The organism is Streptomyces sp. NPDC015171, assembly GCF_043079545.1.
Taxonomy (GTDB): Bacteria; Actinomycetota; Actinomycetes; order Streptomycetales; family Streptomycetaceae; genus Streptomyces.
Genome location: NZ_JBIBUO010000003.1, coordinates 594,650 through 621,264 on the forward strand (window position 1 = coordinate 594,650; position 26,615 = coordinate 621,264).

Here is a 26,615-nt window from a genome sequence, read left to right on the forward strand (position 1 = left end):
ACGGGAGGACACCATGGCGCACCACCACCACAAGTCCAACAAGCAGGTCGAGGGAGACCCCGACACCGGTCACGGGCGGGGCATGCCGCGCCGGCCCGACGACGCGGAGCTGGACGCGCGGACGCGCGAGGATCAGCGCGAGGCCGGCCTGTCCACCGGACGGCGGGAGGACCCCGACGCCGTGTACGAGGAGGAGCGCGCCGACATCGACCGCGAGGCGGCCCGCGGCGACCTGCGCACCGGGAACGCGCCGCGCAAGGACAGGGACCCCTACCCACCGACCCGCTACGACGAGGACTGAGCCCCGCCGACCCGCTACGACGAGGACTGAGCCCCGCCGACCCGTTACGACGAGGACTGACGTTACGACAAGGACTGAGCCGACCCGATCGCCACCACGACCGCCGTCGCCGGGCCGTCCGGGGTGACGTAGTGGACCGTGTCCCCGGACCGGTGGCCGAGCAGCGCGTGGCCGAGCGGGCTGTCGGCGGTGACCAGCGTCTCGTCCAGCGCCTCGGCGACCTCGCCGACCTGGAGGGTCTCCGTCGTGCCGTCCGGGAAGCGGACGGTGACCGAACTGCCCACACCGACCACATCGGTGGGTGCGGGGCCCGCCACGCCCGCCTGGCGGAGCCGCACGGTGATGTCCTCGATGCGCCGGTCCAGGCGTTCCAGCTGGTCGGCGCGGAGCAACTCGTCCGCCTGATCGGCCTGGTCACCCACCGACGTGCTGTCGTGGAGGGTGCCGGCGACCAGCCGGCGCTCGTCCCCGAGGTCGGACAGCTCCTTTTCCAGCGCACGACGGGCCTGGGCGCTGATGGGCTCCGGATCACCGGTCATGTCGTCTCCTCCTCTGCGACTGCGACTGCGACTGCGACTGTGACGGACGGGCGCCGGACCGGGTCTGAGGATCCGGCAATTCGTATCATAAGCGGGCTTATGGCTCCCCTCGCGCAGGCTGATCGGTCCCCTTGTGCGGGCTGATGGCCCTCCTGGCGCAGGTCGACCTCCGCCCCGGAGCGGGCGGCTTGCCCTCATGGTCTGCGGTGGAGCGGAGCGAAGTGCGGGGATAGTGTGCTTATGTCCCTGTCTGTGAGGTCGGTGGTGTGCCATCGACGGCTGTGCGGAGGTGTGCATGTCCTCGAAGCGACGCCGGAAGAAGAAGTCGCGGCGCAAGCACGCGGCCAACCACGGGAAGCGCCCGCAGTCCTGACCCGGACGGCGGCCTCGCGGCCCCCCACAAGGATCCCGGAGGATCCCGTTCCCGCGACGGTCCCGCATACGGGCCCCCTCCGGGGACGGACGGCGAAAGGGCGGCGAGAGAGCCGTGAGCACCTCCCACGACGAGCCGGAACCGGTGGAGCCGGAACCGGTGGAGCCGGAACCGGTGGAGCCGGAACCGGTGGAGCCGGAACTGGTGGAACAGGTGGAGCCCCGGGTGGGGCCCGTCCCCGCCGGGGGTCCCAGCTTCCACCCGTACCGTCACCCCGCCGCCGGCTGGGGCGCCGCCAAGAGCGTGACCAGGTTCGTGGTGCGCGAGGGCGTCCTGGTCGACGGGCCCCGGGCCATCGTGAAGATGAACCACGAGAACGGCGGCTTCGACTGCCCCGGATGCGCCTGGCCCGACGACACCAAGGGCCTGCACCTGGACATCTGCGAGAACGGGATCAAACACGTCACCTGGGAGATGACCCGCAAACGGGTCGGCCGCGAGTTCTTCGCCGCCCACTCGGTGAGCGAACTGTCCGAGTGGACCGACTTCGCCCTCGAGGACCAGGGCAGGCTCACCGAGCCCATGGTGTACGACCCGGACACCGACCACTACGTCCCGGTCAGCTGGCGGGACGCGTTCGAACTGGTCGGCCGGACACTGCGGGAACTGGACGACCCGAACCGGGCCGCCTACTACACCTCCGGGCGGCTCGGCAACGAAGCCACCTTCCTGTACCAGCTGATGGCCCGGGAACTGGGCACGAACAACCTGCCCGACTGCTCCAACATGTGCCACGAGGCCAGCGGACGCGCCCTTCAGGCATCCCTCGGCACCGGCAAGGGCACGGTCGACCTCAAGGACTGGGAGGCCACCGACGCCCTGTTCATCATGGGCGTCAACGCCGCCTCCAACGCGCCCCGGATGCTCACCGCCCTGGCCGAGGCGTACAAGCGCGGAGCCCAGGTCGTCCACATCAACCCGCTGGTGGAGGCGGCGGCCCGGCGTGCCATCATCCCGCACGACTTCCGGGACATGGCCGTCTGCCACTCCACCCCCACCAGCACCCTGAACCTCCAGGTGCGCGTCGGCGGGGACATGGCGCTGCTGCGGGGCATGGCCAAGGCCGTGCTGGAGCAGTCCGTGACCGACCCCAAGGCACTGGACCAGGAGTTCATCGACCGCCACACCGCCGGCTTCGAGGACTACCGCAAGCTGTGCGAGGCGACACCCTGGGAGGAGATCGAGCGCCAGTGCGGCCTCGGCCGCGCCGACATCCTCAAGGCGGCCCGCGTCTACCGGGACGCCGACCGCAGCATCGTCAGCTGGTGTCTCGGCGTCAGCCAGCACGAGCACGGCGTCGACACCGTACGGGAGATCGTCAACCTCCTGCTGCTGCGCGGCAATCTGGGCCGGGAGGGCGCGGGGCCCTCGCCGGTGCGCGGACACAGCAACGTGCAGGGCAACCGCACCTGCGGAATCGACCACCGCCCGGCCGAGGAGTTCCTGGAGCGGCTCGCCCGGGTCTGCGAGATCGATCCGCCGCGCGAGCACGGCCTCGACACCGTCGGCGCCATCGCGGCGATGCGGCGCGGCGAGGTGAAGGTCTTCATCGGCATGGGCGGCAACTTCGCCCTCGCCGCCCCCGACACCCCGCTCACCTACGAGGCGCTGCGCTCCTGCGACCTGACCGTCCAGGTCAGCACCAAGCTGAACCGCAGCCACCTGGTCCACGGCCGCCGGGCGCTCATCCTGCCCTGCCTCGGCCGTACCGAGAAGGACCACCAGCGCGCCGGCATCCAGAGCACCTCGGTCGAGGACTCGATGAGCATGGTGCACCTGTCCGTCGGCATGAAGCGCCCCGCCTCCCGGCACCTGCTGTCCGAGCCCGCCATCATCGCCGGCATGGCACGCGCGGCCCTCCCGGACAGCGCCACCCCGTGGGAGTGGTACATCGAGGACTACGACCGCATCCGCGACACCATGGCCCAGGTCCTGGACGGTTTCGAGGACTTCAACCGCCGGGTCCGGCTGCCGCTGGGCTTCCGCATCAAACAGCCCGCACGCGAACTGGTCTTCCTCACCCCGTCGGGACGCGCGGAGTTCTCCGACGCCCCGCTGCCCGACGTCGTCCCCGCGCCCGGCACCCTGGCGCTCGGCACGATGCGCTCCCACGACCAGTGGAACACCACGATCTACTCGGACAACGACCGCTACCGGGGGATCAGGAACCTGCGCACGCTCGTCTTCATGAACGAGGACGACATGCGCGAGCGCGGCATCGCCGAGTTCGATCCGGTGGACATCACCAGCACGGCCAGGGACGGCAGCACCCGCTCCCTCAACGGCTACCTGGCCGTCCCGTACGACATGCCCCGCGGCTGCGCGGCCGGCTACATGCCGGAGATGAACGTGCTGATCGCGCTCTGCGACTACAGCACCCAGAGCGACCAGCCGCTGATGAAGCACGTGCGGGTCACCATCGGCGCCGCCGCCTGAGCGTGCACGGCCGGCGGGTTGCCGCCGGACCCACTACAACCTCTGGTGCCTCTCATATGTCCAGCACATGACGACCGGGCTCACGCGGCCCGGTCGCCGCCCTTTACCCGGACCGATGTGCATGCACATGTGCAGGACGACGAGGAGACCCCCCGTGCGCTCACCCCTCCGTTCCACGGCGGCAGCCGTGGCCGCCGCGGCGATCGGCATCGGCGTTCCCGCCTTCGCCGCCCCCGTGGCACACGCCGAGGATGCCGCTCCCGACCTGGTGGTCTCCACCCTGCCGGGCGCCTCCCCCGAGCCGGGCGAGGTCTACGACCACTCGGTCACCGTCACCAACAAGGGCACGGCGCCCGCGGACGGCGTCACCTTCCGGATCCGGCTCACCCGCGGGCTGGACTTCACCGAGCGGGCTGCCGGCTGCACCTACACGACCGGCGCCGACCACGTCCGCCAGGCGCTGTGCGAGCTGGACACGGTGATCGAGCCCGACGCCTCGATCACCACGCCCGTACGGTTCAAGGCCCTGCCCCAGGCCCTGATGGAGTCCGTCGAGTACGGCACGAGCCCCACCGGCGAGGCGCCGGGGGAGGGGTTCGACGACAGCTACCGCAAGCTCAACCTCACCGCGGACAGCACGGCCGACCTCGCGGCCGAGGGCGACCTGGCGGAGGGCGTGCCCGGCAGCCGGGTGACCGTCACCGCGACGCTGCGCAACGACGGCCCCGGCTGGATCCAGAACCAGGACAGCGACGACCAGCCGGCCCTCATGGTGCGCATCCCCGCGGGGACCGTCGCCGAGGAGGTGCCCGCGGACTGCGCGCCGTTCGGGACCGACGGGCCGACCGGGCCGTCCGAGCCGGGCCACGCGCGGTACGTGTGCTCGCCCGGCAGCCACACCATCGACGTCGACCAGCGCCTCGACTACACCTTCGTCCTGGAGATCGGGAAGACGGCGAAGGACACCAAGGGCGAGGTGACGGCCAGCTCCGTCTACGGCATCCACCCCGAGTTCGACAAGAACCGGGCGAACGACACCGCCTACCTGTTCGTCGACGTGGCGGACGGCGGCGACCCGGGCACGAGCACCGCCGGCGGGACCACGACCGGCGGCACCGCGACGGGAGGCACCACGACCGGCGGCACCGCGTCCGGCGGGGACACCGGCAGCGGTGGCTCCGGCACGGAGGGCCAGGGCAACGACCCGCACGGCCAGTCGACCGGCGGTACCGGCGGTACCGGCGGCACCGGCACGACGGGGACGACGGGGACTTCCGGCGCCACGGGCACATCGGGTTCGGCGGCCACCGGGTCCGCGGCGTCCACCGCGTCCGGTTCCGCGTCCGGCGGCATCCTCGCGAGCACCGGCACCAGCGACGGCATGCCGCTGCTGGCCGCCGGAGCGGTGGGCGCGACGGTGCTCGGCGGCCTGGTGCTGGTGGCGGTGCGCCGCAGGAGCAGCGTCAGGTAACCGGACCTCGCGCCGCCTACGGCTGGTCCGCCTCCCCGGCCCTCGACCGCTGTCCGACCCGGAGCCTGCCGCGCCGCGCCGTGCACCGGCATGCGATCTCGACAAGAAGTATCGTATGCCGGAAGATGCATGTCGCAGTGCGGAAAATGGTGGGGTCGCGTCGGTTGAGGGGGCGGGCGTGCGACGGTCGGACATGGTCCGGTGGTGGCGTCGGGTGCGGGGTGCGGGCTTCGGGGCGCGCGTGCTGCGCGGCCCGGCGCAGGTGATGTTCCAGGCCGACGCGCGCACGGGCGCCGTCTTCTGCCTGACCCTGGCCGCGGCCGACTGGCGCTACGGCGGCTACGCGCTGGGCGGCGCCGCCCTGGGCACCGGCACCGCGCGGCTGCTGCACGTGGCCCGCGACCGGGTGGAGCGCGGCCTCGAAGGCTTCAACTCCTGCCTCCTCGCCCTGTGCTGCGCGGTGTTCCTGGACGCGGACCGGCTGTCCACGATGCTGCTCGCCGCCGTGGGCTGCGTCGTGACCGCGGTCGCCACCGCGGCCGTGGTCCGGCTGCTGCGCGTATGGCACCTGCCGCCGCTGACCCTGCCGTACTGCCTGCTGGCGAGCGCGATCACGGTCGCGGCACCCGCCTTCGGGCGGATCTGGCCGCACGGCGGCAGCCTCGCCGCGCTGCCCGGCGCCGTCCCGGCGCCGACCGCCCTCGGCGCGGGCGACCTGGGCCGGGCCTTCTTCCGCAATGTGTCCCAGGTCTTCTTCCTCGACGAGTGGTACGTGGGGGCGCTGCTGCTAGCGGGCCTCTTCCTGGCGAGCCTGACCGCGGGGCTGACGGCCTGCGCGGGCAGTGCGACCGGTGTCCTGACCGCGTGGGCGCTCGGTGCGCCGGCGGCCCGGATCGCCGACGGCACGATGGGCTGCAACGCGGTGCTCGTCGCCCTCGCGCTGTGCGGGGTGTTCCTGACGGCCGCGCCGGTCACGCTGCTGTACGCGCTGCTCGGCGCGGCGACGGCGACCGCCGTGACACCGGCCGTCGCCCATCTGCTGGCCCCGTCCGGCGGCCACGCGTTCACCTGGCCGTTCGTGCTGACGACGCTCGGCTACCTGGCCGCGGCCCGGTCCTTCCCCCGGCTGACCGGCCGCACCCCCGCCGCCGACGAGGCACCCCCGCACCCGTCCGGCACCCCGGCCCCGGCCGCGTGAGGGGCCCCGGCCGGAGCCAGGACCACCGCGCTCGGCCGCCCGGCTCCCCCCTCGTCCTCGCCTTGGCCGCCAGGCCCGAATGCCTACACTCGGTGGGCGGACGAGCATCGCCTGTGACGAGGGCAGGAGGGAAGCGGGCCGTGACGGACCATGCCGGGAGCGCCGAGGACCCGTCCGCCGAGGTCCTCGCGGCGGGTGCCGCCGCGTCCGCCCTGCTCGCCGCCCCGCTCCGGCTCCATCTGATGTGGGCCCTCTCACACGGCGAGAGCGACGTCACGCGGCTGGCCGACCGGGTGGGCGGGGCGCTGCCCGCCGTCAGCCAGCACCTGGCGAAGCTGAAGCTCGCCGGGCTGGTCCGCTCCCGCCGCGAGGGCCGACAGCAGGTCTACCGCGTCGCCGCCCCGGACGTCGTGACCCTGGTCCACGCCATGGTGGGCACGGCGGGGGCCGACCGGCACCGCGCCCCGGTCCCCGGCCGGCGCCCGCGCGGCTGACCACCTCGTACGACCGGGAACGCGCGCCGAAGCCGGGCACCCGGCAAGGGCACGTAGACTCCCGCTTCCGCGGTGCCCCGGGGCGAACGGGGCGCCGCGCTGAACGTCACCTGTGAATCGCGTATGGATGCGTGCCGTGCGGGCAGGGCATTTGTTAGATTGCGCAACTACGCAACCGATGTGCCGCAGGCCCGACCGTTCAGGGGAGTGGGAGATGAGCGACCCGTGGGACGGGCCCGCCGGGCAGGCCACCCGCGGCCGAGGTGCGCGGATTCCCGGACAGCGCGCGGCGGAGCCGGACGGGACGCGCCGCCAGGGAGGCCGGGCCGCGGACCGTGCGGCAGCGCGGGCGCGTGGCGGCAACCCCTCCCGCCGGGCCCGCCCGGTCAGGCGCGGCATGCGGGTGCTGAAGATCACCGCGAGCTGCCTGTCCGCCCTGATCGTGGTCACCGCCGGTGCCGGCTGGTGGTTCTACGAGCACCTCGACGGCAACATCCGCAGCGTCTCGCTGGACGGCAAGGGCGGCACGGAGAAGGCCGACGCCTTCGGCCGCACCCCCATCAACATCCTCGTGATGGGCTCGGACGGACGCACCAGCAAAGCGGACTGCAAGCTCGGCGGCGGCTGCTCGGCGACCGGCGTGCAGACCGGCAGCAACGCGGACGTGCAGATGGTGCTGCACATATCCGCCGACCGCTCCAACGCCACCGTGATGAGCATCCCCCGCGACACCATGACCAAGGTCCCCTCCTGCCGGGACCGTGAGTCCGGCCAGTCCACGCCCGGCTACTACGGCCAGATCAACGGAGCGCTCCAGTACGGGCCGGCCTGCCAGGTGGCCACCGTCCACCAGCTCACCGGCATACCCATCGACCACTTCGTGAGGCTCGACTTCTCCGGCGTGGTGAAGATGTCGGACGCGGTCGGCGGCGTCCCCGTGTGCGTCAGCGACGACGTCTACGACACCTACTCGCACCTGAAGCTGTCCAAGGGCACCCACACCCTCAAGGGCGAGGCGGCGCTGCAGTTCGTCCGCTCCCGGCACGGCTTCGGCGACGGCAGCGACCTCGGCCGTACGATCTCGCAGCACATCTTCCTCAGCGCGATGATCCGCGAGTTCAAGAGCGCGGGCACGCTCACCGACCCCTCCGCGGTCTACAAGCTCGCCGACGCCGCCACCAAAGCGCTGACCGTGGACGACGGGCTCGGCAGCGTCAGCAGACTGATGTCGCTCGCGACCGACGTGAACAAGGTGCCCACCAAGCGGATCACCTTCGCGACGATGCAGACGGCGCCCGACCCGGCCGACGAGAACCGTGTGGTCGCCGGTCCCGGCGCGAAGTCCCTGTTCGCCACCATCGCGGGCGACCAGTCCCTGACCACCGGCTCCGGCAAGAAGTCCGCCGCCGCGTCCGCGACCGCCAAGGCAAAGTCCACCGCCTCCGCCGTGCCCGCGTCCGAGATCGCCGTGACGGTGGAGAACGGCACCGGCATCACCGGCCGTGCCTCCGCCGTGGCGACCGCCCTCACCGGACACGGCTTCAGCCCCGCCACCACAACGGGCAACGCCCCGAGCCCCGCGGACAGCACCACGCTGGCCTACGGCGCCGGACAGGAGGCCGCTGCCCGGACGGTCGCCAAGGCACTCGGCCTGCCCTCCTCCCGACTGAAGCAGGGCACGCACAGCGGCCTGACCCTTGTGGTCGGCGGCGACTGGCCCAGCGGCGGCCACTACCCGGCGAAGTCCGCCGCCTCGCATGCGCCCGCCGACACCAGGGCGGCCGTCTCCAACGCCCACGCCTCCACCGCCGACGAGGCCAAGACCTGCGCCAAGGTGAGCCCCTACAAGACGGTCACGCTCGACGGGGTCCCCATGACACCGTCCGAGGCGTACGCGGAGGCACGCGGCAAGCCCGACTCCGACTCCTGACCGCCCCGGCGCACGAGGCCACCCGGCGTGCTCCGCCGAACTCGCCGAGCAGGCCGCCTCCGCCTCCGCCTGACCGGCTACTCGGACCGGTCCTGTCCGGTCCGTACCTCCGTGTTCTGGCAGGCGTGCAGCAGCCATCTCCCGTCACTGTGCCTGGTCATGACATAGAGCGGTGCGCCCGCCGAGTCGCCCTGTGCCGAGTGGTAGATCTGGCGGACCTTGACGGCCGCCACGTCGGGCCGCAGGAACTGTGTGTGCACCACCTCGTAGGTGACGTCGCCGTCCCAGCTCGCCGCAGGCAGTACGGCGCGTGTGAACGCGGCGATCGCGTCGAAGCCGAGGAGGACCTTGCCATGGGCCGTGGTCCAGACGGCGTCCGGGTGGAAGAGTGCGAGGAATCCCTCGGCGTCCTTGGCGCGCTGGGCGCGTTCGACGCGGGCCACGACGTCCGCGATGGCCTCGATGTCTGCGGTCTCGGTGTTCACGCGGCTCACTCTGATCCCTCAAGTGGACTTGAGGTCAAGGGCCGTGGCGACCGCGGGACCGCCCGCACCCGCTGAACGGCCGCGCTACCCGGTGGACACCGCCGCGGCCCGCGACAGCGGATGCGCGCCGAGCAGCAGCGCCGCACAGGACCCGACGGTCAGCAGCCCGCCGGCGAGGAAGACGTCCCGCACACCGCCGAGCGGCAGGATCAGCCCGCCGAGCGCGGCGCCGGCCGCGATACCGGCGTTGTAGGAACCGGAGTTGGCAGCCAGCGCGATGTCCGTGCGGCCCGGGGCGCAGTGCAGCATCGCGTTCTGGGCCGCCATGAACACCGGTCCGAGCGCGCCGCCCGTCAGCACCAGGAACAGCACCGCCGGTACCGGGCGGGCGCCGGCCGCGTACAGGCCGAGCATGCCCACGGCCTGGACGGTCACGGCGGCGGTCAGCGCGGAGTACGGGAAGCGGTCCAGCAACGCCGCGGTGACACTCACCCCGGCCAGACACGCGGTGCCGAACACCGCGAGGAGCGTGCCGACCGCGCCGGGGGAGAACCCGCTCACGTCGCCCAGGAACGTCACGACGTAGGTGTAACCCGCGAACGCTCCGGTGGCGGAGAGGAATCCGGCCGCCAGCACGGTGCCGAACCGGCGCACATCGGGACGCGCCCCGTACGCCGCGGGCTCTTCCTCCGGACGCGTCGTCGGCAGCAGCCCCGCGATCGTCACGAGCGAGACGAGACCCAGCGCGGCCGTGAGGGCGACCGGCACCGGCCAGCCGCAGTGCCGGCCGAGCCAGGCTCCGGCGGGCACCCCGAGCACGAGGGCGAGCGAACCGGCGACCGACAGCGCCCCGACCACCCGCCCCCGGGCCCCGGGCGCGAACAGGCCCACCGCGACAGGTCCCGTCACGGCCCAGAACAGCGCCTGGGCGAGGGCGGCGAGCAGCCGCGCCGCCAGGAGCGGCCAGTAGGACGCGGCCGACGCCGCGACCGCACCGGACACGACCAGCGCGGCGAGGAGCCCGGTGAGCACATGACGGCGGGGCACCGCCCGCAGGACGTGGGCGAGCGGCAGCGAGGCGACGGCAACCGTGGCGCCGTAGCCCGTCACCAGCAGGCCCACCGCGGACAGTGACACCCCGAGGCTCTTGGAGATCATTTCCAGCAGGCCGACCGGCAGGCTCTCCACGGTGTTGAAGGTGAAGGCGGCCAGCATCAGCGCCGCGAGCACGGCAGGCCCGCGCCGGGAAGCCGGTCGCGGTGCGCCCCCGCGCTCCCGCTCCGGCCCGGCCCAGCGCGCCTGCTCCGTGACACCGCCCATGCACTCAGCTCACCGGTCTCACCGGCATCACCGCAACCGAATTCATCCGCCGGTGGTGGACTCGGCGGAGCGATCGGGCGGAGGGCCGGCGAGACGCCCCGGGCGAATGGCTGAAAAGCGAGGCTCGCTCGATGAATATATGCAGCGAGGAATGAGGGCGGAGTCTTATGGCGCGCGGGTGCCGGAGTGCTTGGCATAACGCGATGACCGGGACGCCTGGCTGGAATGCGGCGGTCGCCGCGGCGGCAATAACCCGTTCGGGTGAAGGTTACCGGAACCGCCTTGGGTCTAGCCGAAGTTGCTCGGATAATGGTGGTGATGCCGCACGTTTCGATCGCTATTCGTGCCCCCTTGGAAAAGCATCAAGAAAGCAGAGGAAAGCGACTCGGCTGGCTATTTCATCAGCTCAGGACCTCCGCCGACCGTACGCGGCATGCGTGCCCACCGACCGAACACCGCTTGCCACAAGATTGTGCCGAGAGGCATGGGAATCCACCGCGACATGGGACTGCTGATGGACTCGGGGGCCGTTGAACGGCCTGCCCGCAGTGGCGTCAGAGGTCACCCGAATACGCCTGGGCGGCAACGCGCGACCGTTTCGGACTCGGTCGGGAAAACCGACTTCGCCGCCGAGGTGATCCCCGGAGCGCCGCGGGAAATCCAGAGCAGCGATTCGGTCCGCGTGCCTACCGTTGCCGGCAATGCCGACCGCACGAGGACGGCATCGCCCCCGAACACCCCGCCGCGCCGTCGCGGACGGCCGCAGAACCCGCCGGGAGGGCGCTCCGCCCCGCCCTCGCGGTCGCCGGCGGCGCGGCGGGGGCCATCGTCGCGCGCCGCTCGTCCGCAGGGCGCCGAGTCCGACCGGCCCCCCGCTCGACGGCCGGGACGCCCGCGCCCTGCCCGCCGCGATCCGCCCACCGAGAGGAAGTGAACGCCGTGCCGCGCGAGTTCAAGGTGAACCGCACCCAGGTGCTGCCCCGGCCGCCCGAACGGGTCTGGCACGCGGTGGCCACCGGCGAGGGCAACCTCGGCTGGCTCTACCCGATGGAGATCGAACCCCGCGTCGGCGGAACCGTCTCCCGGGGCTCCTCCACCGTGCTCACCTGGCAACCCCCGCACCGCTTCGCCTGTCGCACCCCCGACCTGGACGGCTTCAGCAACACCCTCAGCTACACCGTGCAGGCCCTGGAGGACGGCACTTCCCGCCTCTCCATGAGCATCCACTGGGTGCACACCGGCACCCCGGACGACAGCTGGGACGTCCGGGCCGCGGCGGCCGAGAAGCACGTCGACTTCTACCAGCACAGCCTCGCCCAGTACCTGGAGCACTTCGACGGGCGGCCCGCCGCCTACATCAAGGCGGCCCGGCCCGCACCCGCGCGCTCCCCGGACGCGTTCGCCGCCGTACGGGAACGGCTCGGCGTACCGGCCTCGGCCGCGGCCGGCGACCCGGTCGAGGTCACCCTCCCGGACGCCCCCGGCGGACCCGTCGAGGCCGTGGTCGACCACACCGACGGCGACTTCCTCGGCCTGCGCACGGCCCACGCCCTCTACCGCTTCTACAACGGCAGCGCCTGGAACTGGCCGATCTGGGCCGGCCACCACCTCTTCTCACCCGGCCCGCACACCGACGAAGCCGAACAGGCGTGGACCGCGTGGCTGGCCCTGACGGCACCCTGACCCCTCGAAGGACCCCCTCATGCCGAACGAGACCCACCTGTACTCCGCGGAACTCGTCGAGGAGGACGGCGTGTACACGCTCGTGGTGACCGACCGGATCCACGACGCCGTGCAGACCGCCCAGGTACCGAAGCGGGCGGTGGACAAGCTGCCCTACTTCCTGTCGTTGCTCAACTCCCGCTCGTTCAACGTGTTCCGCTGAGTCCGGAGGGCACCGACCATGACACCGCCGCACCCCGCGAGCTGCCCGCTCGTCCCGCAGGCCCAGGCGCAGGCGCAGGCCCGGTCCACCGCCGACCGCTGGTTCCACGTCCACGGCAGCGCCGCGACCCGGACGGCCCGCCGCCTGGTGTGCTTCCCGCACGCCGGCGGCACGGCCCACCTCTTCCACCGCTGGCCCGCCCATCTGCCCCTCGGCGTCGACCTGCTGGCCGTGCGCTACCCCGGCCGCCAGGACCGCCTGGCCGAGCGGTGCATCGAGGACATGGCGGAGATGGCCGACGCCGTCACCGAGGCCCTCGCCCCCTACACCGATCTGCCCGTCGCCCTCTTCGGGCACGGCATGGGCTCCGCCATCGCCTACGAGGTGGCGCTGCGGCTGGAGGCCCGCGGGCTGGGCCCCGAGCGGCTGTACGTCTCCGGTCGCGCCGCCCCGCACCGGGCCGCGACCGCCGAGGCGCACACCGGAGACGACGCCGGACTGCTCGCCGTCGCACGGGAGCTGGGGGACTATCAGGCCGAGGTCCACGACATCCCGGAACTACGGGACCTGCTGCTGCCGGGGCTGCGCGCCGACCACCGGCTGACCGAGACCCACCGCCCGGCGCGGCCGGTCCCGCTGCGCACGCCCATCACGGCCTACACCGGCCTGGCGGACACCCATGTGCCGGTCGCGGACGTACGGGCCTGGTCGGAGCTGACCACACCGGACGGGTTCACCCTGCGGACCTTCCCCGGCGACCACTTCTACCTCGTCCCGCACGAGGCCGAACTGGTCCGGGACATCAGCGCCCGCCTTCTCTGACCCGTCCGGCGGGCTCCTCTGGCGCGGGGCCGGAGGGCGGCAGGCACGGCCGCACCGGACCGGGACCGGGTCCGCGCCAACCACCTTTGCCCACCCGACTGTTGACCATCCGTGCGGTATGGTATGAGCTGGATGGTTTAATTTTCAGCTTGAGGGAGGGTCCGTGGCTCAGCAGGAGCGAGCTGTCCGGACCCGACGCGCTGTTCTGGAAGCCGCCGCGGCAGTCTTCGCCGAACGCGGATACGCGGCGGCCACCATCGCCGAGATCCTCAGACGGGCCGGCGTCACCAAGGGCGCCCTCTACTTCCACTTCGACTCCAAAGAGGCCCTCGCGCGGGGCGTGCTGCAGGAGCAGATGCGCACCGAGTACCACTTACCCCGGGAGCTGAAGCTGCAGGAGTGGGTGGACGCGGGCATGACCCTGGCCAACCGGCTCCCCCAGGAACCCGTACTGCTCGCCGGTGTCCGGCTCTCGGCCGACCTCCAGGGCCAGGACGCCCTGGGCAGCGCCTGGCCGGCCTGGGCCCGGCTGACCTCGTGCGTTCTGACGGCGGCCAAGAGACGCGGCGAGGTACTCCCGCACGTCGTGCCCGAGGAGACCGCCCAGACCTTCCTCGGCGCCTGGATCGGCGTGCAGTTCGTCTCCCAGGCCGTGGCCGGCTGGGCCGACCTCGACGACCGTATGTCCGCGTTGTACGGCCACTTCCTTCCCGCGATCGCGGCCCCGGCCGTGCTCGTCCGGCTGGACACCGCGCCGGACCGGGGCGCCCGCGTGATCGCCGAGGCCCACGAGAGGTCGCACACCCTCGTCGGCGCCCCCGCCTGAAACCGACCACCGCGTCCGATTCCCCTCGCGGCCTTCTCCTCCGATCCGAAGCACGGCGGGCCCGGCCGTCGAGCCGTATCAAACCGCTGGGACGGTTTGCCGGAGGACCGCCGAGACCGCGCGTGCCGCCGCCGGCCGACGGTCTGGCGTACCCGGCGGGGCCCTACGTCCGGCTCGCCGCCCTCGTCACCGGGTACCTGGCCCCCGTAGCCGGACCGGGGACGTCCCGCAGCCTGGGGCCAGGTCCGCGAGGAACGTCTCGCAGAGGCCGGCGAGGACGTGCGGCCGTTCGAGATGAAGGTCGTGCCCGGTGCCGGGGAGGCTCATCGCGAGCGTCTCGGGTCGCAGGCCGAGCATCGCGTCGACGTCCGCGCCGGGGATGAAGCTCGACTGGGCGAGCACCACCATCGTGGGGCAGGTGACCTGCCGCCACGCGGACCGGAACGAGCGCCGGGCGTTCTCCGCCAACGAGGCGACCATCACGTCACGGTCGAAGCGGGGGCGCCAGCCGCCCTCGTACCCTTCCAGGCCGGTCGCCCAGCCCTCGCCCGCCGGGCCGCCGCCGAAGAAGGACACCGCCGCCTCGCGGGAGGGGAACGGGACCGGCCAGGAGTCCAGCCACGCGCCGATGGTCCCGGGGCTCCCGGGATCGGGATCGCCGGGCGCGGCCTCCACGAGGACGAGCGCGCGGACCAGTTCGGGACGGGCGGCGGCGGTGAGCATCGCCGTGTGCCCGCCCAGCGACTGACCGATCAGGACGGGCCGCTCCAGCTCCAGCTGCTCGGCGACGGCCGCCACGTCGGCCACGAAAGCCGCGCGCGAGACATCGGCCGGACGGCGCTCGCTCGCGCCGTGCCCGCGCTGGTCGACCGCGACCACCCGGAACCGTTCGCTCAGCCGCCGCGCCGGCACGTCCCATTCGCCCGCGTGGCCGGCCAGACCGTGCAACAGCACGACGGCCGGTCCCGGACCGCCCCAGTCACGGCAGACCAGCCGGACGCCGTCCCGGACGACCACGCGCTCGGTCCACGCCATCTCCACCCCCGTACCGCCGTTCTCCGATCTTGATCATGCCTCGTGGGTCTCGGCGCCGGCCACGGGATATTCCGGCGCCGGAGGGTGCCGAGGCCGGCCCCGGGTCAGAGCTGCCCGCCGCGCTCCAGCGGGATCCGCTCGCCCGCCTCGACCGCGACCGGGAGCCGGTTCTCGGCGGGCGGCAGCGGGCAGGTCGCCAGGTCGGTGTAGGCGCACGGGAGGTTGGCCGCACGGTTGAAGTCGACGGTGACCGTGCCGTCGGGTCCGGGTGCGGCGATCTGCACGGAGCGGTTCGCCGCGTACGTCGTCACGCCCGAGGTGCTGTCGGTGAAGAGCGCCATGAGGCCGCCGGGAGCCTTGCCGTTGAACACGGTGAGGCGGTGCCGGGCGCCGGCCAGCTCGAACTCGACCTGGCCGGGGGAGTCGTAGACGTGCTCGAGGCCCTCCACGGCGGCGCCGACCGTCACCGGGCGGGGCTCGGCGAAGGGCAGGAAGCGGCCGGTGACGACCCAGCGCGGATCCGGGGCGTAGACGGGGGTGGAGCGGAAGGAGGTGCGCAGCGGGTTGCCGGGGTGGCGGGGCCGCAGGATGTCGTGACCGCCGCGCCGGGCCACTTCGAGCCGGGCGTCGCCCCAGCCGGCGTACCGGCTCTCCCGCTCGGGGACGATCCCGAACACGTACCGGCCGCGTACCACCGTGCCGTCCACGGTCAGCTCCTCGTTCTCGGCCAGCTCGACCACGACACCGTCGGCGGTGGCGGACCAGGCGCCGGGGGCGTCGTCGAAGCGAGCCGGCTCGGGGGCCAGCCAGTGCAGGCCGGTGATCGCGAGGAAGCCGTGCGGTCCGGCCAGCGTCTCCTCCTTGGCCCGGTGCCACTCCTCCCACTCCTCGACGAAACGCATCCGATCGATGTCCTGGACGGTCATTGGCCGCTCCCTCTTCACGCCGCTGCGGATCGAGTCCCGTGTACTGTTCAACGGCGTGGCAGCGCCCGTTCATCCCGTCCGCCAGGGTGTTCCGGACTTCAGGGCCGGGGGCCGGTTCTCCGGCGCCGCGGCGACCGATCTCCCGCTGAACAGCTGTTGTTTACGGGCCGTTCACTCTTCAACAGCGGAATTGTCCTGAAAAATGGCTGGATTTAACCGGCCGGGTTGAGGTGGGCGCGTCTGCTGAGCGGATGTGTGTCCACGGTCATTAGGATGTGGGTTCAAGACAACCATGCGACCGGTCCGTTCACCGTGCCGGTCGGGGTCGCCGATGCCAGGGTCCGCTCCCCGGGCTGCGGTGATCTTCCTTCTCAGGAGGACCCTCCGCATGTTCCGAAAGATAGGCAACGTCGTCGTCCGTCATCCCATTTGGACGATTGTGGCGTGGCTGATCGCGGCGGTGGCGATTGTCGCCACCGCTCCGGGGCTGCCCTCGAACAGTGACGAGAGCAGCTTCCTGCCCAAGAGTTATGAGTCCATCAAGGCGGCGGACCTTCAGGAGAAGGCGTTCCCCAGCGCCTTCACTCCGTCCGCGATCGCCCTTTACCAGCGTTCCGACGGCGGCAAGCTCAGCGCCGCGGACCAGAAAGACGTTGCCCGGATCACCTCTGAACTGGGCAAGAAGCACATCGATCAGGTACAGAAGGTCGTCCCCGGCCAGCCGTCCAAGGACGGCAGGTACGCCCTGACCCTGGTGCAGATGGACAGCAAGAACGCCGGTCAGCCCAAACAGGCCGACGCGGCGAAGGAGTTGCGTGACGAGGCCAAAAAGCTGGCCAAGGGCACGGATCTCGACGTCAAGCTCGGCGGTTCCGCCGCGCAAGCGCTGGACCAGCAGGATTCGTCCAAGCGCGGCCAGGCGTTGATCGGTATCGGTACCTTTGTCATCATTTTGGTAACGCTGCTGATCATCTTCCGGGCGCCCATCCTCGCCGTACTGCCTCTGGTGCTGATCGGACTGGTGTCCGCCATCGCCAACGGCCTGATCGCCTACGCCACCAAGCTGTTCGACCTCCAGGCCAACAGCTCGATCTCGTCGATCCTGATCGTCGTGCTCTTCGGTGTGGGTACCGACTACTTCCTGTTCCTGATATTCCGATACCGCGAGAGTCTGCGGGCCGGGGACGAACCCAAGGAGGCCATGGTCAACGCGGTCGCCCGGGTCGGCGAGGCCATCGCCTCGGCGGCCGGCGCGGTCATCATCGCGTTCCTCGCCCTGGTGCTGTCCACGCTGGGCTTCCTCAAGCAGATGGGCCCGGCGCTCGCCATCGCGGTGGGCGCCACCCTGGTCGCGGGCCTGACCCTGATCCCGGCCGTGGTCTCGCTCATCGGACCGAAGGTCTTCTGGCCCTCGAAGTCCTGGCGCAAGGAGCCGGAGAACGCCCGGTTCGCGGCCCTCGGCCGTGGTGTCCAGCGCCGCCCGGCGGTGACCGCCATCGCCTCCGGTCTCGTCCTGCTCGCCCTGTCGGCCGGCACCCTCGGCTACAAGGCGACCTTCGACCTGGCATCGGGCTCCATGCCCAAGACCAAGGAGTCCATGGTCGTCCAGGACGAGATGCAGAAGGCGTACTCGGCGGGCGCGGCGGCGCCCACCGACGTCTACCTGTCCTCCGTCGGCGGCAAGCCGCTCGACAAGTCCGGGTTCGACGCGTACGCGAAGAAGCTGGGCGAGGTGGACGGCGTCGCCGGCGTCCGTATGTCCCAGCTCAACAAGGACGGCACCACCGCCGACTTCACCGTCACGCTGAAGTACGAGGCGTCGACGGACAAGGCGATCGACGCCGTGGGCGACGTCCGTGACGTCGCGCACTCCGCGGCGCCCGGCGGTACCGAAGCGCTCGTCGGCGGCATGTCCTCGATCTACAAGGACATCAACGCGGCGGTCAACCACGACTACCGCACGGTGTTCCCCGTCGCGGCGCTTCTGATCATGGTCATCCTGGGGCTGCTGCTGCGCAGTGTGGTCGCACCCTGGTACCTGATCGCGTCCGTGGGCCTCGGCTTCGGTGCCACCCTGGGTGCCACCGTCTGGATCTTCCAGGGCGCCCAGGGCCACTCGGGCCTGATGTTCATGCTGCCGGTGATCATGTACCTCTTCGTGGTCGCCATCGGCACTGACTACAACATCCTCATGATCGCCCGGCTGCGCGAGGAGGCCCGCGCGGGCAGGTCGCCGCGCGAGGCGGCCGGTATGGCGCTCCGGCACGCCGGGCCGACCGTGGCCGCGGCGGGCTTCATCCTGGCGGCGACCTTCGCCACGATGATGCTGGCGGGCAACTCGCTGCTCTCGGAGATGGGCTTCGCGGTCTCCTTCGGCATCACGGTGGCCGCGTTCGTCATGGCGATGTTCTTCACGCCGAGCCTCACGGCCCTGATAGGCCATGCCGCCTGGTGGCCGGGCCACGGTGACCGGGCAGCGGCGCCGGCCGCCGGCACGGGCACCGGGACCGCAGCCTCCGGGCCGGTCCTGGGCGACGAGGACCAGGGCAGCACGGCCGTCGATCCTGCCGGGCGTCGCGGCTAGCGGCGGTCGGTGTGATCGGAGAGTCCTGCCGGGCCTTGTGGTCCGGCAGGACTTTTCTCATGCCGGGGCCGGAGGGCGGTCGCCGCCGCTCCGCCCCCGGCCGCCGGGTGGTTCAGCCGGTCACCCGGTGGCGGCCGGCCGGTGGAAGTAGTGGCCCTTGTCGAGGTCCGCGAGGAGGCCGGGGTGGACCGGCTCCCAGCCCAGCAGCTCGCGGGTCAGGTCGCTCGACGCGGCGGCGTCCATACCCAGGAAGCCGCTCAGCCAGGTGAAGTGCTCGGCAGCGGCCTCGGGCGCCACCGACACGACCGGCACACCGAGATGACGGCCGATCACCTCCGCGACGTCCCGGATCGTCACACCCTCCTCCGCCACACCGTGCAGCACGGACCCGGCGGGCGCCTTCTCGACCGCGAGCCGGAACAGCCGCGCGGAGTCGAGCCGGTGCACGGCGGCCCACCGGTTGCCGCCGTCGCCGATGTACCCGGAGACGCCCTTGGCGCGGGCGATGCCGACCAGGGTCGCCATGAAGCCGTTGTCCCCGTCGCCGTGGCAGGTCGGGGAGAGCCGCACCACGGACGAGCGGACGCCGCGCGCGGAGAGCGCGAGTACGGCCTCGGCGGTGGCGCCGCGCGCAGCGACGGGTGAGCCGTGGGTCACGGGCATGTCCCGCTCGGTCGCGACCCGTCCCGGCGTGAGGCCGGCAAGGCCGGAGGCCAGGACGAAGGGCCGGTCGCTGCCGGCGAGCGCGTCGCCGAGGGCGTCGACGGCACGGCGGTCGGCCTCGACGGCCTCCTGGAAGCCGCCGCTGAAGGCCACCTCGTGCTTGAAGGCGAGGTGGATCACCGCGTCCGAGGCATCGGCGGCGTCCCGCAGGACGCCGAGGTCGTCGAGGGTGCCGCGGACGGTCTCGGCCCCTGCGGTGGTGAGGGCGGCGGCGGAGGCGTCGGAGCGGGCGAGGCCGATGACCTGATGCCCCGCCTCGATGAGGTCGGGGACGACGGCGGAGCCGATCCAGCCGGACGCCCCGGTCACGAAGACACGCATGGGAAGACCCCAGTTCTCAATCGATGTCAGTGGCTGTCATCGACACTAACACCCTATGTCAGTGACTGTCATGGGATGCGGGACGAATGATGTCGGTCACTGTCATCGCGTAGGATCCGCTCATGGGTAGATGGGAGCCGAACGCGCGCGGGCGCCTGGCGGAAGCGGCGTTGGAGCTCTACAGCGAGCGCGGGTACGAGCAGACCACCGTGGCGGAGATCGCCAGGCGGGCCGGGCTGACCGAGCGGACCTTCTTCCGGCACTACGCCGACAAGCGGGAGGTGCTGTTCGGCGGCGCCGGCGATCTGGAGGGGCTGTTCGTCGGGGCGGTCGCCGACGCGCCGGCGGCGGCGGCGCCGATCGACGCGCTGGCCGAGGGGCTCGACGCGGTCTCCGCAGCGTTCGTCGACCGGCGCGACTACGCACGCAGGCGGCACGCCGTGATCACGGCGAACGCGGAACTGCTGGAGCGTGAGCTGATCAAACTCTCGTCCCTGGCGGACGCGCTCGCCGACACCCTGCGCTCCCGCGGCGTCACGGAGCCGGCCGCGAGCCTGGCCGCCCAGGCCGGAGTGGCCATCTTCAAGGTCGGCTTCGAACGCTGGATCGCCATGGCCGACGAACGCACCATGGCGCAGCAGGTCCGGGAGGCGCTGACCGAGTTCAAGGCGGTGGCGGCGGGCGGGTAGCCGTCGGACGCGGGCACCACGGTGCGCGTGGGGCGGCCGGACGTATGCCGTTCGGCCCTGGCCCGCGCCCCTGCTCCGGCCTTTCGGCTCCAGCCTTCGGGGGCCGCGCGGGTTCGCAGAATCCTGGGGCTCGAACGGCTGGAACCCGTACACCCGGGCGTCTGATTGACGGGCTGGGGGTGCGGGTTCCTGGTATGGGGCTGGTCAGCCGCAGCAGGTGGACGCGGGGCCGGTTGCCCTCTCGTCGGTGCCGGCGCGCGTGACCGGCTCCGCGGTCATGTCGAGGCCGTAGGCCGTGCCGGTGGGGCCGACCCGGCGGGCGGAGAGAAGGACGTCAACGCCGCCGCCGGAGCCGAGGCCCAAGACCCGGTCGCCCTCGTGCGGGTCGGCAACCGCGGTCGGGTTGCCGCAGCCCGGCGAGGCGGCGACGGCCTCGGCGGGCAGCTCGGCGCGCTCGTCGGCGGCGTAGAAGGTGGAGCCGACGTTGTCGTCGATCTCGCTCGCGGCCGGTCCGCGGCAGGCGGTGCCGCCCTCGGTGACCTGGACCGCGGCCGCGGCGTACCGCCGGCGGACTGTCTCGCGCAGGTCGGTGGACTGCTCGGTCATGACCGGCTCCTTGGTGAAGGGGTCTGGCGGAGCCCGGACCGGCTTGCATTCACGTTCTTCGATTCAACCTTGCGCCCTGGATCGAGAAACGTCAACATAGAAGTATGTCAAAACAAGAGCTTGTCGTGCTGGGCCAGGACGGCCCCGACGGCTGCTGCCCGACCCTGCTGACCGCCCCCCTGGACGAGGAGTCGGCGGTCGATCTGGCGAAGGTGTTCAAGGCGCTGGGGGACCCCGTGCGGCTGCGGCTGCTGTCGATGATCGCCTCGCGCGCGGGCGGGGAAATCTGCGTCTGCGACCTCACTCCCGCCTTCGAGCTGTCCCAGCCGACGATCTCCCACCACCTGAAGCTGCTCAAGCAGGCCGGGCTCATCGACTCCGAGCGCCGGGGCACCTGGGTGTACTACCGGCTGCTCCCGGAGATGACCGACCGGCTCGCTGCCGTCCTGACCCGCCCCGCCCCTGTGGCCGGCCCCGCCGGAGGCGCCTCGTGAACGGGACGGCCGCCGCGCCGGGCGGCCCTGTCGCGGCCCGCCTGTCCTTCCCCGACCGCTACCTCGCTGTATGGGTCATGGCCGCGATGGCCGCCGGTCTCGGACTCGGGCGCCTCGTGCCCGGCCTGGGCGGCGCGCTCGCGAAGGTCACCGTCACCGGCGTCTCGCTGCCGATCGCGCTCGGCCTGCTCATGATGATGTACCCGGTCCTGGCCAAGGTCCGCTACGACCGCCTCGACCCCGTCACCCGCGACCGCCGACTGCTCGTCCCGTCCCTGGTCCTCAACTGGATCGTCGGCCCGGCGCTCATGTTCGCGCTCGCCTGGGTGTTCCTGCCGGACCTGCCCGAGTACCGCACCGGCCTGATCATCGTCGGGCTCGCCCGCTGCATCGCCATGGTCATCATCTGGAACGACCTCGCCTGCGGCGACCGCGAAGCCGCCGCCGTCCTCGTCGCCCTGAACTCGGTGTTCCAGGTGGTCGCGTTCGCCGGACTCGGCTGGTTCTACCTGAGCGTGCTGCCCGGCCGGCTCGGCCTGGAACAGACCGCGCTGGATGTCTCCGTGTGGGAGATCGCCCGCAGCGTGCTCATCTTCCTCGGCATCCCCCTGCTGGCCGGGTTCCTCACCCGCCGCCTGGGCGAGAAGGCCAAGGGCCGCACCTGGTACGAGACCAGGCTGATCCCGCGCATGGGGCCGTTCGCCCTGTACGGGCTGCTGTTCACCATCGTGGTGCTGTTCGCCCTCCAGGGCGACGCCATCACTTCCAAGCCCCTCGACGTCGGCCGCATCGCCCTGCCCCTGCTGGTGTACTTCGCGATCATGTGGGCCGGGTCCATGGCCGCCGGCCGCGCGGTCGGCCTGGACCACCCGCGCGCGACCACGCTGGCGTTCACCGCCGCGGGCAACAACTTCGAACTCGCCATCGCGGTCGCCGTCGCGACCTTCGGCGCCGCTTCCGGCCAGGCCCTCGCCGGAGTCGTCGGCCCCCTCATCGAGGTCCCCGTCCTCATCGGCCTCGTCCACGTCGCCCTCGCCGCCCGCCGCTACTTCCCCCAGACCGCAGCGGCAGCCGAGCCTGCCGTGTCCCCGGAAGGCTCCGCCCGTGTCTGAACTCCAGCCCAAGCCGTCGGTGCTGTTCGTGTGCGTCCACAACGCGGGCCGTTCCCAGATGGCCGCCGCCTTCCTCACCCACCTCTCCCAAGGCCGAGTCGAGGTCCGCTCCGCCGGGTCGGCCCCCGCTGACACGGTGAACCCCGCCGCCGTCGCCGCGATGGCCGAAGTGGGCATCGACCTGTTCGCCCGGACCCCGAAGATCCTCACCGTGGAGGCCGTACAGGCATCCGACGTCGTGATCACCATGGGCTGCGGCGACACCTGCCCCGTCTTCCCCGGCAAGACCTACCTCGACTGGAAACTCGACGACCCCGCCGGACAGGGCGTTGAGGCGGTCCGCCCGATCCGGGACGAGATCGAACGCCGTGTACGCGTCCTGCTCGCCGGACTCCAGCCCCGCTGACACCGCCCACAGCAGGACCCGGTGTTCCGGCGGCGACCCCGGCCCGTCATCTTCCCCGGTTACGGTGCGCCCGGTCCCAAGGCCGTGACGAGGAGGAGTGCATGATGAACGCGGGGAGCGTGCCGACGGCCGCCGGTGGGATGAAGCGCCGCTTGGGGGTGTCCGATGCGGTGGTGGTCGGCCTGGGCTCCATGATCGGGGCCGGGATCTTCGCGGCGCTCGGCCCGGCCGCCGGGGCCGCCGGTTCCGGGCTGCTGCTCGCTCTGGCCCTGGCGGCGGTCGTGGCCTACTGCAACGCGACGTCCTCGGCACGGCTGGCCGCCCTCTACCCGCGGTCCGGCGGCACCTACGTCTACGGCCGCGTACGCCTGGGCGCCTTCTGGGGCTACCTGGCGGGCTGGGCGTTCGTGGTCGGCAAGACAGCCTCCTGCGCGGCCATGGCCCTGACCGTCGGCGCCTACCTCTGGCCCGCCCAGACCCACGCGGTCGCCGTGGCCGCCGTCGTGGCGCTGACCGCGGTCAGCTACACCGGCGTGCAGAAGTCCGCCCTCCTGACCCGCGTGATCGTCGCGGTCGTCCTGGCCGTGCTCGTCGCCGTGGCCGTCGCCGCCCTGACCTCCGCGGGCGCGGACACCGCACGGCTGGGCATCGGCACGGACACCACCGTCACCGGTGTACTCCAGGCCGCGGGCCTGCTGTTCTTCGCCTTCGCCGGATACGCCCGCATCGCCACGCTCGGCGAGGAAGTCCGCGATCCCGCCCGCACCATCCCGCGCGCCATCCCGATCGCCCTGGGCATCACCCTCGCCGTCTACGCCCTCATCGCCGTCGCCGCCCTGACGGTGCTGGGACCCGCAGGGCTGGCGGACGCGGCGGCCCCGCTGTCAGACACGGTGCGGACCGCAGGCGCCAGTTGGCTGGAGCCCGTCGTCCGGGCGGGAGGCGCCGTCGCCGCCCTTGGCTCCCTGCTCGCGCTGATCCTCGGCGTCTCGCGCACCACCCTGGCCATGGCCCGCGACCGCCATCTGCCGCACGCCCTGGCCGCCGTCCACCCCCGCTTCGGCGTCCCCCACCACGCGGAACTGGCCGTGGGTACCGTCGTCGCCCTGCTCGCCGCGACCACCGACGTCCGCGGCGCGATCGGCTTCTCCTCCTTCGGCGTCCTGGCTTACTACGCCATCGCCAACGCCTCCGCCTTCACTCTCACCGAGGAGGAGCACCGGACCGACCGGTTCGTCCCCGTCGTCGGCCTGGCCGGCTGCGCGGTCCTGGCGTTCGCCCTCCCCATGAGCACGGTGGCATCCGGCACCGCGGTCCTTGTCGTCGGGGCCGCCCTCTACAGCCTGCGGAAGCTCAGGACCGGCGGCACCGGCCACTGACACCCCTCGTCGGCGCGGGGAGTCCGGCGAGGTACGACGAACCGGCCCCACCGCCCGTGCTCCCGGTGGATGTCGGAACCCGCGCGTACTCCACTGCTCAGCTGCTCAGCCGCCCCTGACCGCCGGCCTGAGCACGTCCTCGCACCACTGCCGGAACGTCGTCGGCGTCGTCGATTCCGCGGTGCGCGGCTCGGCGTTGTCGAGGCCCAGGTTCTTGGCGGCGAACATGTCGACCATCGCCTGTGCCATCGGCTCGCTCGTCCCGAAGCCCATGAGGCGCTCCTTCAACGCCGTACCCCGGACCTGCCGGTAGCCGACCCGGCTGCCCAGGACCTCGGAGACGATCCGCGCCATGTCGTCGGGTGACAGGTCCTCGGGCCCGAGGCAGGCGACCTCTCCGGCCCCCTGCCACGAGTCGTCCAGCAGGAGCCGCGCGGCGGTGGCGGCGATGTCGCGCGTGGCCACGGTGGGGCACCTCAGGTCCGGGTCGGTCATCAGGGAGATCACGCCCTGCTCCCTGATGGCACCGGCCTGATGGAGCAGGTTGTGCATGAAGGACGGGCAGACGACCGCACGGTAGGGGACGCCCGAGCCGGCGATCAGGTCGTCCATCGCCAGTGAGGCGGTCACCAGTCCCGCGCGGTCCGCCATCGGTGTCCCGCGGCCCAGCGCGGAGATCCCGACGACGCGCCGGACGCCGTGGCGGACGAAGGCCGCGCACGCCGGGCGGGTGAAGTCGAGGTAGGCGGCCTCGGGGCTCGGCGCGGCCGGATCGCCCGGCGCGAGCCAGAAGACGGCCTCGGCGCCACGGCACGCCCGGTCGATCACCTCGGCGTCGCCGTGCGAGCCCACGACGACCTCGACGCGCTCGCGGACCTCGGGCGCGAGCCGCTCGGCATCGCGGACGACCAGGCGCAAGGGTGCCCCGCGTCCGAGCAGTCCGTTCACGAGAAGGCGGCCGATGGCGCTGGTGGGGGCGGTGATCACGATCATGTCTTGGTGTTCCTTTCCAGGGGGTCAGGTCAGCCTCGGACCGGGGATCAGGCCGGGCGGGGGACGTACGCCAGTCCATGGGCGCCGGGCTCGCCGAGTCTGGGTATGTCGAGCCGGGCCAGGACGCGCAGCGTCTCCAGATCGACGATCTCGACGGTGGAGGAGACGACGCAGGCGACATAGGCGAGCCGGCCGTCGGGGGAGGAGGTGATGGCCAGCGGCCCGAGTCCGACCTCCAGCGAACCGAGCCGGCGGCGGCCGTCGGCGGCGAACGCCGTGAGCCGGCCAGGTGCGTGCCGGCCGAGCCGGTACACCGGGTCGGGCGTGATCCGTACCTCGCCGGCGAGCAGCGTGCCCGTCGAGGTCAGATGGACCGGCAGGATCACGTGCTCCGTGGGGAGCGTGTCGACCACGGACGCCGTCCGGGCGTCGATCACCCGGATGCCCGCGGCCGGCCGCTCACCGGTGGATCCGGAGAAGGCGCCGGCGTACGGCGCGGCGACGAAGACATGGCGGCCGTCGGCCGAGACGGCGAGTCCCTCACTGCCCGGGACGCCGACCGTGGCGGTGAGGGTGCCCCGTTCGAGATCGACCACCGAGACGAACGGCGCCTCCTTGTTGGCGGCGTAGCCCGCCGTTCCCGCCGGGTCGATGGCGAACCAGTGCGGGCCGGGCGCGTCCGTGTCGATCCTGCCCAGCGGCCGGCGGGTCACGGTGTCGATCACGACGACACCGCCGGGCCGGTCCGCGGAGCCCTCCACGCTGACGTAGAGACGCCGGCGTGCCGGATCCAGCGCCAGGCCGTGCGGCCCGTGTTCCGGTGCGAGGTCGATGACCTCGACCACGCGCCGGGTGTCGGGGTCGATGACGGTGACCTCGGTGCGCCGGCCGCTGTTCACGTGGTAGTAGCCGGAGTTGTACGCCGTCGTGCACCACAGCAGCCGCTGTGTCGGGTCGAAGCACAACTCGTGGGGCTCGGCGAGCACATCGGTCGTACCGAGGAGCCGGTCGGAGGCGGCGTCGAAGAACGAGACGGTCGCGCCGCTCTGGCTGACGACGGCCAGCACATCGCCTTCTCGCCCGGAGCGGGCGGACCGCTGCCCGGGGTCGTGGGAGGACGGTTGCATGGAAGGGGTCGCTCCTTGAGAGGGGGCAGGCGCCGCACGGTTCGGCGGCTGTCCCCACTCTTCGCGGCCCGGAGCGCCGG

Annotated in this window: 25 protein-coding genes and 1 pseudogene; 17 read left to right on the forward strand and 9 right to left on the reverse strand. The window is 72.2% G+C overall.

Going from position 1 to position 26,615, the window contains the following annotated elements; all coding sequences use genetic code 11:
- Positions 1-13 precede the first annotated feature (13 nt).
- Positions 14-301: a hypothetical protein gene (locus tag ACF073_RS10805; protein ID WP_392068946.1), complete on the forward strand. Its 288-nt coding sequence runs from the start codon at positions 14-16 to the stop codon at positions 299-301.
- Between the two features lie 62 nt (positions 302-363).
- Here ACF073_RS10805 and ACF073_RS10810 read toward each other — a convergent pair whose 3' ends face one another.
- Positions 364-840 carry a GreA/GreB family elongation factor gene (locus ACF073_RS10810; protein WP_392068433.1) on the reverse strand — a complete coding sequence of 159 codons (477 nt, stop codon included), beginning with the start codon at positions 838-840 and terminating at the stop codon, positions 364-366.
- Positions 841-1,135: 295 nt separating this feature from the next.
- Between ACF073_RS10810 and ACF073_RS10815 the strand changes: the two genes are divergently transcribed.
- From ACF073_RS10815 to ACF073_RS10840, 6 genes are all read left to right on the forward strand, one after another.
- Positions 1,136-1,213: a 50S ribosomal protein bL37 gene (locus tag ACF073_RS10815; protein WP_373287922.1), complete on the forward strand. Its 78-nt coding sequence runs from the start codon at positions 1,136-1,138 to the stop codon at positions 1,211-1,213.
- Positions 1,214-1,426: 213 nt separating this feature from the next.
- Positions 1,427-3,709 (forward strand): FdhF/YdeP family oxidoreductase, encoded by a 2,283-nt coding sequence (locus ACF073_RS10820; protein ID WP_392068929.1) that lies wholly within the window; start codon positions 1,427-1,429, stop codon positions 3,707-3,709.
- Between the two features lie 154 nt (positions 3,710-3,863).
- Positions 3,864-5,180 (forward strand): hypothetical protein, encoded by a 1,317-nt coding sequence (locus ACF073_RS10825; RefSeq protein ID WP_392068434.1) that lies wholly within the window; start codon positions 3,864-3,866, stop codon positions 5,178-5,180.
- A gap of 178 nt (positions 5,181-5,358) precedes the next feature.
- A complete protein-coding gene (locus ACF073_RS10830) occupies positions 5,359-6,378 on the forward strand; it encodes an urea transporter (RefSeq protein ID WP_392068436.1) in 1,020 nt (339 codons plus the stop codon).
- 140 nt (positions 6,379-6,518) lie between these two features.
- The gene (locus ACF073_RS10835) at positions 6,519-6,872 is read left to right on the forward strand and encodes an ArsR/SmtB family transcription factor (protein WP_392068438.1); all 354 of its coding nucleotides are present in this window, start codon (positions 6,519-6,521) and stop codon (positions 6,870-6,872) included.
- 214 nt (positions 6,873-7,086) lie between these two features.
- A complete protein-coding gene (locus ACF073_RS10840) occupies positions 7,087-8,802 on the forward strand; it encodes an LCP family protein (protein WP_392068440.1) in 1,716 nt (571 codons plus the stop codon).
- Between the two features lie 77 nt (positions 8,803-8,879).
- Here ACF073_RS10840 and ACF073_RS10845 read toward each other — a convergent pair whose 3' ends face one another.
- Both ACF073_RS10845 and ACF073_RS10850 read right to left on the reverse strand, forming a co-directional pair.
- Positions 8,880-9,287 (reverse strand): SgcJ/EcaC family oxidoreductase, encoded by a 408-nt coding sequence (locus ACF073_RS10845; RefSeq protein WP_392068442.1) that lies wholly within the window; start codon positions 9,285-9,287, stop codon positions 8,880-8,882.
- 84 nt (positions 9,288-9,371) lie between these two features.
- Positions 9,372-10,607, reverse strand: coding sequence for an MFS transporter (locus ACF073_RS10850; RefSeq protein ID WP_392068444.1), 1,236 nt, complete (start codon positions 10,605-10,607; stop codon positions 9,372-9,374).
- 939 nt (positions 10,608-11,546) lie between these two features.
- Here ACF073_RS10850 and ACF073_RS10855 point away from each other — a divergent pair.
- From ACF073_RS10855 to ACF073_RS10870, 4 genes are all read left to right on the forward strand, one after another.
- Positions 11,547-12,290 carry an SRPBCC domain-containing protein gene (locus ACF073_RS10855; RefSeq protein ID WP_392068446.1) on the forward strand — a complete coding sequence of 248 codons (744 nt, stop codon included), beginning with the start codon at positions 11,547-11,549 and terminating at the stop codon, positions 12,288-12,290.
- A gap of 19 nt (positions 12,291-12,309) precedes the next feature.
- Positions 12,310-12,492, forward strand: coding sequence for a hypothetical protein (locus ACF073_RS10860; RefSeq protein ID WP_392068448.1), 183 nt, complete (start codon positions 12,310-12,312; stop codon positions 12,490-12,492).
- Positions 12,493-12,510: 18 nt separating this feature from the next.
- Positions 12,511-13,314 (forward strand): thioesterase II family protein, encoded by an 804-nt coding sequence (locus ACF073_RS10865; RefSeq protein WP_392068449.1) that lies wholly within the window; start codon positions 12,511-12,513, stop codon positions 13,312-13,314.
- Between the two features lie 163 nt (positions 13,315-13,477).
- Positions 13,478-14,140 (forward strand): ScbR family autoregulator-binding transcription factor, encoded by a 663-nt coding sequence (locus ACF073_RS10870; RefSeq protein ID WP_392068451.1) that lies wholly within the window; start codon positions 13,478-13,480, stop codon positions 14,138-14,140.
- A gap of 186 nt (positions 14,141-14,326) precedes the next feature.
- On the opposite strand, the gene ACF073_RS10875 is transcribed toward ACF073_RS10870, so the two are convergent.
- On the reverse strand, positions 14,327-15,175 hold the full coding sequence (locus tag ACF073_RS10875; protein WP_392068453.1) for an alpha/beta fold hydrolase: 849 nt from the start codon (positions 15,173-15,175) through the stop codon (positions 14,327-14,329).
- A 104-nt stretch (positions 15,176-15,279) separates the two neighbouring features.
- Positions 15,280-16,101, reverse strand: a complete 822-nt coding sequence (locus ACF073_RS10880) for a DUF1684 domain-containing protein (protein WP_392068455.1) — start codon at positions 16,099-16,101, stop codon at positions 15,280-15,282.
- A gap of 388 nt (positions 16,102-16,489) precedes the next feature.
- Between ACF073_RS10880 and ACF073_RS10885 the strand changes: the two genes are divergently transcribed.
- Positions 16,490-18,685 carry an MMPL family transporter gene (locus tag ACF073_RS10885; RefSeq protein ID WP_392068457.1) on the forward strand — a complete coding sequence of 732 codons (2,196 nt, stop codon included), beginning with the start codon at positions 16,490-16,492 and terminating at the stop codon, positions 18,683-18,685.
- Between the two features lie 120 nt (positions 18,686-18,805).
- On the opposite strand, the gene ACF073_RS10890 is transcribed toward ACF073_RS10885, so the two are convergent.
- On the reverse strand, positions 18,806-19,729 hold the full coding sequence (locus ACF073_RS10890) for an SDR family oxidoreductase (RefSeq protein WP_392068459.1): 924 nt from the start codon (positions 19,727-19,729) through the stop codon (positions 18,806-18,808).
- Between the two features lie 122 nt (positions 19,730-19,851).
- Here ACF073_RS10890 and ACF073_RS10895 point away from each other — a divergent pair, with 122 nt between their 5' ends.
- Positions 19,852-20,418 (forward strand): TetR/AcrR family transcriptional regulator, encoded by a 567-nt coding sequence (locus ACF073_RS10895; protein WP_392068462.1) that lies wholly within the window; start codon positions 19,852-19,854, stop codon positions 20,416-20,418.
- Between the two features lie 228 nt (positions 20,419-20,646).
- On the opposite strand, the pseudogene ACF073_RS10900 reads toward ACF073_RS10895, so the two are convergent.
- Positions 20,647-21,024: pseudogene (locus ACF073_RS10900) on the reverse strand (arsenite S-adenosylmethyltransferase); the annotation flags it as partial.
- Positions 21,025-21,128: 104 nt separating this feature from the next.
- Between ACF073_RS10900 and ACF073_RS10905 the strand changes: the two are divergent.
- The 4 genes from ACF073_RS10905 to ACF073_RS10920 all read left to right on the forward strand — a co-directional run bounded on the left by ACF073_RS10905 (position 21,129) and on the right by ACF073_RS10920 (position 24,415).
- Complete coding sequence (locus tag ACF073_RS10905) at positions 21,129-21,518, forward strand: ArsR/SmtB family transcription factor (RefSeq protein ID WP_392068464.1); 390 nt, start codon at positions 21,129-21,131, stop codon at positions 21,516-21,518.
- Positions 21,515-22,630 carry an ACR3 family arsenite efflux transporter gene (gene arsB / locus ACF073_RS10910; protein WP_392068466.1) on the forward strand — a complete coding sequence of 372 codons (1,116 nt, stop codon included), beginning with the start codon at positions 21,515-21,517 and terminating at the stop codon, positions 22,628-22,630. The genes ACF073_RS10905 and arsB overlap by 4 nt, the downstream gene beginning before the upstream one ends.
- A 58-nt stretch (positions 22,631-22,688) precedes the next feature.
- Positions 22,689-23,036, forward strand: coding sequence for an arsenate reductase ArsC (locus ACF073_RS10915; protein WP_392068930.1), 348 nt, complete (start codon positions 22,689-22,691; stop codon positions 23,034-23,036).
- Between the two features lie 101 nt (positions 23,037-23,137).
- Entirely contained in the window at positions 23,138-24,415 is a 1,278-nt protein-coding gene (locus tag ACF073_RS10920) for an APC family permease (protein WP_392068468.1), read from the forward strand.
- A 105-nt stretch (positions 24,416-24,520) separates the two neighbouring features.
- Here ACF073_RS10920 and ACF073_RS10925 read toward each other — a convergent pair whose 3' ends face one another.
- Both ACF073_RS10925 and ACF073_RS10930 read right to left on the reverse strand, forming a co-directional pair.
- Entirely contained in the window at positions 24,521-25,408 is an 888-nt protein-coding gene (locus ACF073_RS10925; RefSeq protein WP_392068470.1) for an NAD(P)H-binding protein, read from the reverse strand.
- 47 nt (positions 25,409-25,455) lie between these two features.
- Positions 25,456-26,535 (reverse strand): YncE family protein, encoded by a 1,080-nt coding sequence (locus ACF073_RS10930; protein ID WP_392068472.1) that lies wholly within the window; start codon positions 26,533-26,535, stop codon positions 25,456-25,458.
- Positions 26,536-26,615 lie beyond the last annotated feature (80 nt).

Coding starts and splice junctions, on each gene's coding strand:
- ACF073_RS10805 (WP_392068946.1), top strand. CDS start 14: ATGGCGCACCACCACCACAAGTCCAACAAGCAGGTCGAGGGAGACCCC.
- ACF073_RS10810 (WP_392068433.1), bottom strand. CDS start 840: ATGACCGGTGATCCGGAGCCCATCAGCGCCCAGGCCCGTCGTGCGCTG.
- ACF073_RS10815 (WP_373287922.1), top strand. CDS start 1,136: ATGTCCTCGAAGCGACGCCGGAAGAAGAAGTCGCGGCGCAAGCACGCG.
- ACF073_RS10840 (WP_392068440.1), top strand. CDS start 7,087: ATGAGCGACCCGTGGGACGGGCCCGCCGGGCAGGCCACCCGCGGCCGA.
- ACF073_RS10850 (WP_392068444.1), bottom strand. CDS start 10,607: ATGGGCGGTGTCACGGAGCAGGCGCGCTGGGCCGGGCCGGAGCGGGAG.
- ACF073_RS10860 (WP_392068448.1), top strand. CDS start 12,310: ATGCCGAACGAGACCCACCTGTACTCCGCGGAACTCGTCGAGGAGGAC.
- ACF073_RS10865 (WP_392068449.1), top strand. CDS start 12,511: ATGACACCGCCGCACCCCGCGAGCTGCCCGCTCGTCCCGCAGGCCCAG.
- ACF073_RS10875 (WP_392068453.1), bottom strand. CDS start 15,175: ATGGCGTGGACCGAGCGCGTGGTCGTCCGGGACGGCGTCCGGCTGGTC.
- ACF073_RS10880 (WP_392068455.1), bottom strand. CDS start 16,101: ATGACCGTCCAGGACATCGATCGGATGCGTTTCGTCGAGGAGTGGGAG.
- ACF073_RS10885 (WP_392068457.1), top strand. CDS start 16,490: ATGTTCCGAAAGATAGGCAACGTCGTCGTCCGTCATCCCATTTGGACG.
- ACF073_RS10890 (WP_392068459.1), bottom strand. CDS start 19,729: ATGCGTGTCTTCGTGACCGGGGCGTCCGGCTGGATCGGCTCCGCCGTC.
- ACF073_RS10895 (WP_392068462.1), top strand. CDS start 19,852: ATGGGTAGATGGGAGCCGAACGCGCGCGGGCGCCTGGCGGAAGCGGCG.
- ACF073_RS10905 (WP_392068464.1), top strand. CDS start 21,129: ATGTCAAAACAAGAGCTTGTCGTGCTGGGCCAGGACGGCCCCGACGGC.
- ACF073_RS10915 (WP_392068930.1), top strand. CDS start 22,689: ATGGCCGCCGCCTTCCTCACCCACCTCTCCCAAGGCCGAGTCGAGGTC.
- ACF073_RS10920 (WP_392068468.1), top strand. CDS start 23,138: ATGATGAACGCGGGGAGCGTGCCGACGGCCGCCGGTGGGATGAAGCGC.
- ACF073_RS10925 (WP_392068470.1), bottom strand. CDS start 25,408: ATGATCGTGATCACCGCCCCCACCAGCGCCATCGGCCGCCTTCTCGTG.
- ACF073_RS10930 (WP_392068472.1), bottom strand. CDS start 26,535: ATGCAACCGTCCTCCCACGACCCCGGGCAGCGGTCCGCCCGCTCCGGG.